Annotated in this window: 11 protein-coding genes; 5 read left to right on the forward strand and 6 right to left on the reverse strand. The window is 69.8% G+C overall.

The features are described from left to right. Window positions 1-125 precede the first annotated feature (125 nt). Together ASG96_RS05705 and ASG96_RS05710 are read right to left on the reverse strand one after the other, a co-directional pair. Window positions 126-728: a dihydrofolate reductase family protein gene (locus ASG96_RS05705; protein ID WP_056755558.1), complete on the reverse strand. Its 603-nt coding sequence runs from the start codon at window positions 726-728 to the stop codon at window positions 126-128. Window positions 729-871: 143 nt separating this feature from the next. Then, window positions 872-1813, reverse strand: a complete 942-nt coding sequence (locus ASG96_RS05710; RefSeq protein ID WP_057587219.1) for a patatin-like phospholipase family protein — start codon at window positions 1811-1813, stop codon at window positions 872-874. 317 nt (window positions 1814-2130) lie between these two features. Between ASG96_RS05710 and ASG96_RS05715 the strand changes: the two genes are divergently transcribed. Then, complete coding sequence (locus ASG96_RS05715; protein WP_056755563.1) at window positions 2131-2769, forward strand: hypothetical protein; 639 nt, start codon at window positions 2131-2133, stop codon at window positions 2767-2769. Window positions 2770-2824: 55 nt separating this feature from the next. Here ASG96_RS05715 and ASG96_RS05720 read toward each other — a convergent pair whose 3' ends face one another. The 3 genes from ASG96_RS05720 to ASG96_RS05730 all read right to left on the reverse strand — a co-directional run bounded on the left by ASG96_RS05720 (window position 2825) and on the right by ASG96_RS05730 (window position 5277). Then, window positions 2825-3757 (reverse strand): alpha/beta fold hydrolase, encoded by a 933-nt coding sequence (locus ASG96_RS05720; RefSeq protein WP_057587221.1) that lies wholly within the window; start codon window positions 3755-3757, stop codon window positions 2825-2827. A gap of 213 nt (window positions 3758-3970) precedes the next feature. Next, window positions 3971-4603, reverse strand: a complete 633-nt coding sequence (locus ASG96_RS05725) for a dihydrofolate reductase family protein (RefSeq protein WP_056756388.1) — start codon at window positions 4601-4603, stop codon at window positions 3971-3973. Between the two features lie 110 nt (window positions 4604-4713). After that, window positions 4714-5277 (reverse strand): hypothetical protein, encoded by a 564-nt coding sequence (locus ASG96_RS05730; protein WP_157610673.1) that lies wholly within the window; start codon window positions 5275-5277, stop codon window positions 4714-4716. Window positions 5278-5445: 168 nt separating this feature from the next. Between ASG96_RS05730 and ASG96_RS05735 the strand changes: the two genes are divergently transcribed. From ASG96_RS05735 to ASG96_RS23140, 3 genes are read left to right on the forward strand one after another with little or no spacing between them, the layout of a single operon-like run. Next, complete coding sequence (locus ASG96_RS05735; protein WP_056756391.1) at window positions 5446-5982, forward strand: ATP-binding protein; 537 nt, start codon at window positions 5446-5448, stop codon at window positions 5980-5982. A 52-nt stretch (window positions 5983-6034) separates the two neighbouring features. Beyond that, a complete protein-coding gene (locus ASG96_RS05740) occupies window positions 6035-6466 on the forward strand; it encodes a DUF309 domain-containing protein (protein ID WP_056755571.1) in 432 nt (143 codons plus the stop codon). 22 nt (window positions 6467-6488) lie between these two features. After that, entirely contained in the window at window positions 6489-7451 is a 963-nt protein-coding gene (locus ASG96_RS23140) for an LLM class flavin-dependent oxidoreductase (protein WP_082591649.1), read from the forward strand. A 100-nt stretch (window positions 7452-7551) separates the two neighbouring features. On the opposite strand, the gene ASG96_RS23580 is transcribed toward ASG96_RS23140, so the two are convergent. Beyond that, window positions 7552-7962, reverse strand: a complete 411-nt coding sequence (locus tag ASG96_RS23580; protein ID WP_057587225.1) for a nitroreductase family deazaflavin-dependent oxidoreductase — start codon at window positions 7960-7962, stop codon at window positions 7552-7554. 158 nt (window positions 7963-8120) lie between these two features. Between ASG96_RS23580 and ASG96_RS05755 the strand changes: the two genes are divergently transcribed. After that, window positions 8121-8639, forward strand: a 519-nt coding sequence (locus tag ASG96_RS05755) for a YdeI family protein (protein WP_057587227.1), incomplete at its 3' end; no start/stop codon positions are given.

An 8639-nucleotide genomic window follows, 5' to 3' on the forward strand; every position in this document is an offset into this window, starting at 1 on the left:
GCAACGCCTTCCGCGAGCCGCCGGCAGGGCCCGACCCGAAGGTCGACGGACGGCCGACTCCTCGCGCGTACGACGAGAGTAGCGAGCCGGCGGCGTCGTGCGTGGCGCATCACCGGGCGCCGACGTCAGGACTTCGCCCTGCGCACCGGGTAGCGCAGGTGCGTCACGCCGACCCCCGAGACGACGCTCGGGTTGCCGAGGACGGTCGGCGTCCCGGCGAGGTGGTCGAACAGCCGCACCCCGGAGCCGAGGAGCACGGCCGCGATGTCGATCTGGAGGTAGTCGAGAAGGCCGGCAGCCAGGCACTGCTGGATGGTGTCGGCGCCGTGGACTCCCACGGACTTGCCGCCGGCGGCCGACTTCGCCTGCCGCACGGCGCTCTCGATGCCGTCGGTCACGAACTGGACCGTCGAGTCCGGCCGCGGCCAGCCGGCGGGGATCTCGTGGGTCAGGACGAACGCCGGTCCCCAGGCGTGGTTCCCGCCCCAGCCCTGGGCGACCTCGAAGGTGCGTCGACCGGTGAGCACTGCACCGAGAGAGGCCGTGAGGACGCGAAGGTGCTCGGCGCTCGGCTCGGACACCTTGAACGTCATGGGGGCCGAGCCTCCGGTGTGGAACTCGACGTCACCTGACGCGACGTACCAGTCGAACACCTCGGACACGTCGTCGTCCGGGCCTGCGACGTAGCCGTCGAGCGACATGGACATGATTGCGACAACGTCGGTCATGGCGATGCTTCCTCTCAAGAGACGGTGTGGCCCGCGTGCACGGGCTCTGTCTGTGCAACGAACGCAGCGGGCCCGATCGGACACCCCGCACCTGACATTCTTCGACGCCATCGCGACGAGCAGGGTCCTGGACGCTGTCGGAGTCAGCGCCAGAACTCGGCCAGCCGCTCGGCGAGGGCTCGGCCCTGCTCGTGACCGTCGCGCGCGGCCGGCAGGCGCGTCGACGGGTCCAGCGCGTTGGCGTCGAAGACGGCACCCGAGCCGGCGTCCGGGAACACCGTCTCCACGCTGCTGCCGCCGGCGCGCAGGTCGGCGACCTGGCTCGCGAGGTCCATGCGCCACTCGAGCGGCATCCGCGACCTACCGCCGAAGGGTGACAGCACGAGCACCCGCCGGCATCCAGCCGCGAGATCGGCGTTCTCGCTGCGTCGGTAGCCGCCGTTGAGGTACCGGTTCTCGCCGATGCGGTAGGGCGTCATCGCCGACGTGCTCGCGGCGACGGCGTCGACCAGTTCCACACCGCTGTGACGGTCGAAGACGACGGGCTCCCCGGTGTACGCGTCGACGGCCGGGATCAGCACTGCCTGTTGCGGCCAGTGCCGGCTGGGGAGCCGGGACGCGACGACGTCACGCCAGCGCGCCGTCTGGCCGGAGTCGTCGGATGCATCTCGCTCGAGGGCCGCGGCCCCCATCCTCCGGCGCATGTCGGACGCGTCCGTGGATGCGTCGATGATGGCGTTCGACCACGCCAGGTAGTCCGGTCCCGAGACGCCGGGAGCGCGACCTCTGGGCGACCCAGCGCCCCCGGCCGGTGGACGGGGCACCTCGGCCAGGATGGCGGCATACAGCTCGGTCGGCGACGTCACGCTGGTGATCTGCGCGGCCACCGTCGACCCTGCCGACGTGCCGATCATGAGGTCGGCCTCGGTGAGGTCGACCCCGGCCTCCAGGAGGCCGGCGACGATGCCGAGCTCCCACGCGTTGCCTGCGGCGCCGCCTCCGGCGAGCACCAGGGCTCGCCCTCTCGCGGTGGTCGCCAGCGGCGTGCCCTCGGCGTGCGGGCTGGTGGTCGGTGTGGTGTTCATGGGAATCGCCTTTCACAAGTTGCCTTTTGGGCGCTCCCAGTCGCGACTACCTCACTCGCGTCATCGCGGACCGCGGGGGAGCACCCAGTGCGGATACTGCGTACATGGGTCTCACCTCCTGCCGGTAGCTCACGGTCATCGGAACGCTAGCAGTGCGGTGACGTGGCACGCACCGGCAATTCGAGAGGCGCCCGACAGCGTGGGTGCAGCCTCGAAGGGGTGGTCTCTGACCGCCCGCCCGTCAGCGCCGAGATCTCGGCGGGCCCGGTGCGGCGTGTTCGCGTACGGAGCGAGGGCCGCGGGTCCTACATTGAGTCATGGCTGACATCGTGCTGGGCCTCTTCGCCATCCTTGCCGGCGGTTTCATGCTCGTCGCCGGACAGCTGGTGCTGCGGTTCGTCCTCCCCATCTGGGGTTTCTTCGCCGGATTCGCCTTCGGGGCGGGGCTTTTCGCCGAACTTGCCGACGAGCGTTTCCTCGGTACCGTGCTCGGCTGGGTGGCGGGAATCGTGTGCGCCCTGATCTTCGCGGTGCTCGCGTATCTCTACTTCGCGGTGGCGGTCATTCTCGCCATGGCCGCGTTCGGTTTTGCGATCGGTTCGGGAGTCGTCGTCGCCCTGGGTATCGACTGGAACTGGGTCGCCGTCCTCGTCGGCATCGTGATCGGCGCGGTGCTCGGTCTCGTCTCGGTCATGGGGAACCTGCCGATGATCGTGCTTGCGGTCGTCAGCTCCATCGCCGGAGCGGTCAGTGTGGTCGCCGGTCTGATGCTGCTGGTGGGGGCCATGGACTCCGCCGACTTCACCCAGGGCAACTTCACGCAGGCGGTCCAGGCCAGCTGGGGCTGGTACCTGACCCTGGTGGTCCTGGCCCTGCTCGGCATCGTCGCCCAGACCCGGCAGAGGCTGGCGATGCGCCGCTCCATCCAGGAGACGTGGTACGTCGAGAGTCGCTGACGACGACCCGAATCTCCAGGTGCCGCAGGCACGGACGTGTTGCTTGGGCGGCGGGTCAGGGAGTCAGCGCGTCGGTCACCGTGGAGACGACCAGGTCGGGATGCGACCGCCAGACGACGTCGTCGGCTCCGGTCGCCGTGACGACGTGGCTGCCACTGGCCAGGCTCGCCAGACGACGCTGCCCCACCGTCCAGGCTGCTGCGAACTTGTCGGCATCGACGGCAGCGGGGAGCTGCGGCCGCTGATCGCCGACGACGTCCCAGAGCGGCACGTCGAGGCGGTCGATCCGGTCGTAGGTCGTCCACGACCTCGGGTCGAGACTCTCGCGGTTGGTCGCCGGGTCGTTGAAGCGGCGGTTGGCGGCGAGCACCGAGGCCAGCTCGGGATCGCCGGGATCCGGAGGCGGCATCAGCGAGGGGATGGCCGTCTCGAATCCGGGCGGACTGGGGTCGAGCAGCACGAGTGCCCGGGCGTCCGTGTGGTGGTGCGCCGCCCACGTGACGGCGATCGGCCCACCCAACGAGTGCCCGACGAGCACGACGGGGCGGGGGAGGCGTAGTGCCGTGATGACGCCGTCGAGGTCGGCCGCGATGTCCTCGAACGTCTGGATCGCCGGCGGGGAGTCGCTCCGCCCGACCCCGAGGCGGTCGTAGCTGCACGTGCGTGCCGTCGCGCCGAGACGGGTGGGCACGTCTCCCCAGTCGTCCATGGTGCCGCCGTAGCCGATCACGAGCAGCACCGATGGCCCGTGGCCCGTGCACTGGGCCTTGAAGTGGTGGCCGTCGACGACGAGGTCCTGCTCGGCCTCGAGCGTGGCCCGGCCCGAGGTCCGACCTGACGTGGTCGGTGCGCCCGGCGACGGCGACGCGCCGCCAGACGTGCAGCCGGCCAGCAGGACCAGCACGCTGAGGGCGGCTGTCGCCGTTGCCCGAGCACGAGCCCGCGGGACGTCCGCCTTGTCGCCGGTGTGCTCGCTCGATGTGTTCATCGGAGCCTCCTTCGGGGCGTCGGTTCCGTGTCGTCGGGGTCTTCACCTCGACGATGGCCGTCTGCCCACCCCGCTGTCTGTGCGCGCTACGACACTCCATGCGTACTGCCGCTCGCGGCGGGCGTGGGCGCGCAGGTCATGGCTCGCCGCGGACCTGCAGAGGACACGACAGGCCGCTCGTGTGTCGAGCGGGCCTGTCGTGGGTGACGACGTCTACGGGGCCTTGCGCGTGAAGGTCAGGTGGGTGACCCCGGTGGGGGACGAGACGGCCTCGACGTCGAAGGCGTCCTCGACGCCCTCGAGACCGTCCCAGAGGCGTACGCCGCGACCGAGCACGATCGGGACCTGGACGAGGTGCATGTGGTCGATGAGGCCGGCGGCGAGGAAGTCGCGGACGACAGTGGCGCCGCCGCCGATCCTCACGTCCTGGCCGTCGGCTGCTGCTCGAGCGGTCTCGAGCGCCTCGGCCGGGGTCGCCTCGAGGAAGTGGAACACGTTGCCGCCCTCCATCTCGATCGAGGGGTGCGCGCGGTGGGTGAGGACGAAGACCGGAGTGTGGAACGGGGGATTCGGGCCCCACCAGCCCTTCCAGTCCGGGTTGTCGTGCCATCCGGGCGGGCCGAACTTGTTGGAGCCCATGATCTCAGCACCGATGCCGGGACCGTGGCGCTCGGCGAAGGCATTGTCGACCCCATCGGTCCCGCTCGCGTCCCAGTACCGGGTGCGCATCATCCACTGGTGGAGCCGCTGGCCGGCGTGGCCGAAGGGCGCCTCCAGCGACTGCGGCTCGCCCGTGGCGAAGCCGTCGAGGGAGATGGAGAAGTTGTGGATCCGTGCGAGTGACATCCGCGCTCCTCGGTCGGTGATGGCGCTGGGCAGTCGGTGCTGGACGAACACGCGTCGCGGTCGAGGCTAGTCGGAGATGAGTCCCGGGTGCAGGCCAGAGCCCCGGCCATCTAGGGCGCCCAGCCCGCAGGTGGCGGTGGCGTGCGGTCCACACCTCCGTCCGATCGACGGACAGAGAAGTTCGGGTTCACCTGCGCCGCCTCCAGCGAGGTGTCGAAACCGAGGAGCGTCTCGGCTGCTGCGGGGGACGCGGCCGCCGTTCGCGCAGCGGCGCTGAGCACGGACGCGGCATACAGAGTGGTGTCCGCGCCCTGCATGTGGCTGCCCGAGTGCGGCTTGTCGTCGGACTGGTCGCCGGGTCGCCGGAACATTCGCAGCAGGTACGCGGGGTCATCGTCCTGTGCCCAGCCCGCAGCGCGGGCGAGCTCCGTTGGGTCGGGACTCGTCGGTCGGTGCTCCTCCGACAGGTCGCGACACAGGCGGCGATAGACCGCGTCACGCGTGTCGACCGGAAGCTGTGCAAACACCTCGGCGTGAACCACGTCGAACACCCGGGGCGACGCGACGCGGAGGAGGTACTTGTACCGGGCCACGTCCAGGGCCGCCTCGGCATCAGGCCCGCTCTCCTCGGACTCGTGCCGGATCATCCGCCGCAGGCTGCCTCGAAGACTCATGACCACTCCATGTAGGGGTCGACCTCGGGCCAGAGTATCGGCGCGCACGATCGGGCGTTCCGTTTCGGAGGGTCCGTGCCCGCCGTCGCGCGCCTACGGGCGATCGCCGATCCGGCTCCCGGTAGGGTCCTCGGCCATGACGAGGCGTCAGCTGGGACAGGGGTGGTGATGAGACCACCACGTCTGTACCTGACTGTCGGACTCCCCAGCACGGGGAAGACCACTGCCGCGCGGCGCATCGAGATCGAGCACGGGGCCCTTCGTCTCACGAAGGACGAATGGGTGAAGGCCCTCTACCTGCACGAGAACCCGCCATCGGCCCAGGACGTGATCGAAGGACGCCTCATCGAGGTCGGGCTGCGCGCCCTCGAGCTCGGCAACGACGTCGTCATCGACTTCGGCCTCTGGGGTCGCGACGAGCGTTCCGCTCTGCGGCAGGCGGCCGCAGACCTCGGCGCGATGGTGGAGATGCTCTACTTCGAGCTCACCCCGGACGAGCAGCGGCGACGACGTGACCAGCGCCAGGCCGAAGCGCCACACACCACCTGGCCCATGAGCGACGACGAACTCGCCACATGGGCTGCCAGCATCGACATCCCGACGTCAGGTGAGCTCGACGGCACCGAACCCATTGACGACCCGCCGGCCGGATTCGCAACATGGGACGAGTGGCGCAGGCATCGCTGGCCCCCGTCGGTCTCCTGACTCGTGGCGGAAGACGGCGGCGTCTGGTGCCGCCTCTTGGGAGACTGGTCACATGACGGGACCTGATCGTGACCGGGATACCGAAGGCCGGGCTCGCCAGGCACGGCCTCGCGACGCCCTGGGTCGACCGCTGCCCTACGGGACCGAGGGTGTCGAGCCGGTGTCGGAGGAGCCCCTGCCCCCCGAAGAGGCCCTTGCGGCCGCTCGAGAACTCGTGGGGGCAGGACGTCCGTTCTCCGCCCACGAGGTGCTGGAGGCGCGTTGGAAGGCTGGACCGATCGAGGAGCGGGACCTGTGGCAGGGGCTTGCGCAGGTCTGCGTCGCCATGACTCACGCGGCCCGCGGAAACCAGGTTGGAGCGGATCGACTCTTCGACCGCGCAGCGGAGCGGTTGGCCGCATTTGCGGCGAGCGGACGCTGGGCCTACGGCCTTGACGTGGACGCTGTCGTGGAACAGGCACGACATCACGTCGGAAAGCTGTGAGCGCCAGCCGGATCGCGGCCGGATGACGCACGCGTTGGCTCGGCCGGACTGCTGCAGCACGGCGCGCCGCAGACGACGGCTAGGGAGGCTGCGGGCGCGGAATACTCTCAGGCATGACCCTCGAGGAGACGTCGCGGCCCTTTCGGTTCGGCCTGGTGACAACGGGCGGAACCGAGGACTCGAAGACCGCCTGGACCTCTTACGCGCGACGCGTGGAGGCCTCGGGTTCGATGTGCTGCAGGTCGCTGACCACTTTCACAACTCCACCGTGTGCACTCCGAGACTTGCGGCGGCAGCAGCCGTGACGTCAACGTTGCGGGTTGGCTCCTACGTCTACGCCAACGACTTCCGGCACCCCGTGCTGCTGGCTCGCGAGGCCGCAGAGATCGACCGCTTGTCCGGTGGCCGGATGGAGCTCGGCATCGGGGCCGGGTGGTCCCGCTCGGAGTACGAGATGGTCGGAATTCCCTTCGATGAGGGCGCTGTTCGAGCTATGAACCTTGTCGGCAGAGCAGGGGCCGCGGGCGACGAGCTGGGCTCCTCGGTGATCGGGTCGCGTCTTGTCTCGGATCTCATGCGGCTCGCCTTCCTGATGGAACGGCAGTACGCGCCGTACTCGAAATGGTTCGGAACGGCCTTCTCCCGCCTTGCGTGTGGCTCGGAGCTGACGCCCGTCCTGTGGGACGTCGGGCGCGCGCAGGCCTGGCAGGACCGCGAAGCGGCGCTGATGACGGCGTACCAGCGGCTGGCCGAGATGCACGACGCGCTCGGCCTGACCGCTCCCGTGACGACCAAGGTCGTGCAGCTGTGGGACCGACCCTTCAAGGTCGCCTGGGCCGACATCCCCGACCTGCTCCTCCCTGTGATCCAGGACCCAGCGGTCGTGAGCATTGCGCAGAGATGGCCGGTCGGCCCCGTCGACCAGTTCCGCGAGCTGATCTGGACACCGAAGAACCGACCCCTGCTGTTGCGTCTCTTCGACTAGGGCGCCCCAACCGATCAGCTGCCCGGAAGGGCGGGCGCCCAGGTCCGCACGCCCGGCAGGCGGTGGTGTGGCTCGCCTTCGTCCGGGCGGCGGCGGGCCGCTACAAGCCGAGCTGATGGTCCACCGAGCCGTCGACGGTGAGCACGATGAGCGGGCTGTGCCGGAGCATGTCCGGCACGTCGGTGCGACCCCATCGCCGGGCGGCCGCCTCGATGAGGGGCCGGCGTTCGTCGGGGTCGGTGACGACTCGGGCCGTCGCGGGCACGTCCACGACGACCGACTGCTTCATGTGAACGATGACGTGGGGGTCGGCCTCGATGTTGTAGATCCAGTCGCGCTTACGGTCAGCCCGGGGCATTCCGGTGATGAACAGCTGGCCGTGGTCGTTGTGCAGGAAGATCTCGATGCGCCGCGGTCGACGGGTCCGCCGGCCCGTCGTCGTCAGATCGATGATCTGACTGTCGTTCAACGCCGTTCGGGTGGCTTCATCCAGCGAACGCTCGGGGTCCATGGCGCGATCCTCTCGACTGAACCGTCCCGGCCATTCTATGGAGGGCGGCGGGCGCCGCGAAGGCCGTGGTCCGGGCGCGGCGATGTGATGCAGGTCCATGGCTACCTGCCAGCCGTGGAGCCGGCCTTCCTGTCGGTGGGCGATGACAGGATGGCCGTATGTCCGACGATGAGACGCCGGAGGAGCTGGCCGGCCAGCCGGTGATCTCGTTCGCCACTGTCTCCGACTGCGAGGCATGGTTCGCCGAGCACCACTCCGACCACCGCGGCTTCTGGCTCAAGATCGGGAAGGTGGGCGCGGCGGAGACGGTCAGCTACCCGGAGGCGCTCGAGGTCGCCCTCTGCCACGGCTGGATCGACGGGCAGAAGCGGGGATATGACGAGACGTACTGGTTGCAGCGCTTCACCCCACGCGGACCGCGGAGCAAATGGTCGCAGACCAACCGGGACAAGGCCGAGGCGCTGATCAAGTCCGGTCGCATGCGGCCGACCGGGCAGGCGCAGGTCGACGCGGCGAAGGCGGACGGCCGGTGGGCGGCGGCCTACGCGGGCCAGAAGAGCGCGACCGTCCCCGATGACCTGGCCGCCGCGCTCGCCGCCGACCCGCAGGCCAGAGCGTTCTTCGAGACACTCAACGGCGCCAACCGCTATGCGATCCTCTATCGCGTTCACGACGCG

Origin of the sequence: Terrabacter sp. Soil810, assembly GCF_001429645.1 — a bacterium.
GTDB lineage: Bacteria > Actinomycetota > Actinomycetes > Actinomycetales > Dermatophilaceae > Terrabacter.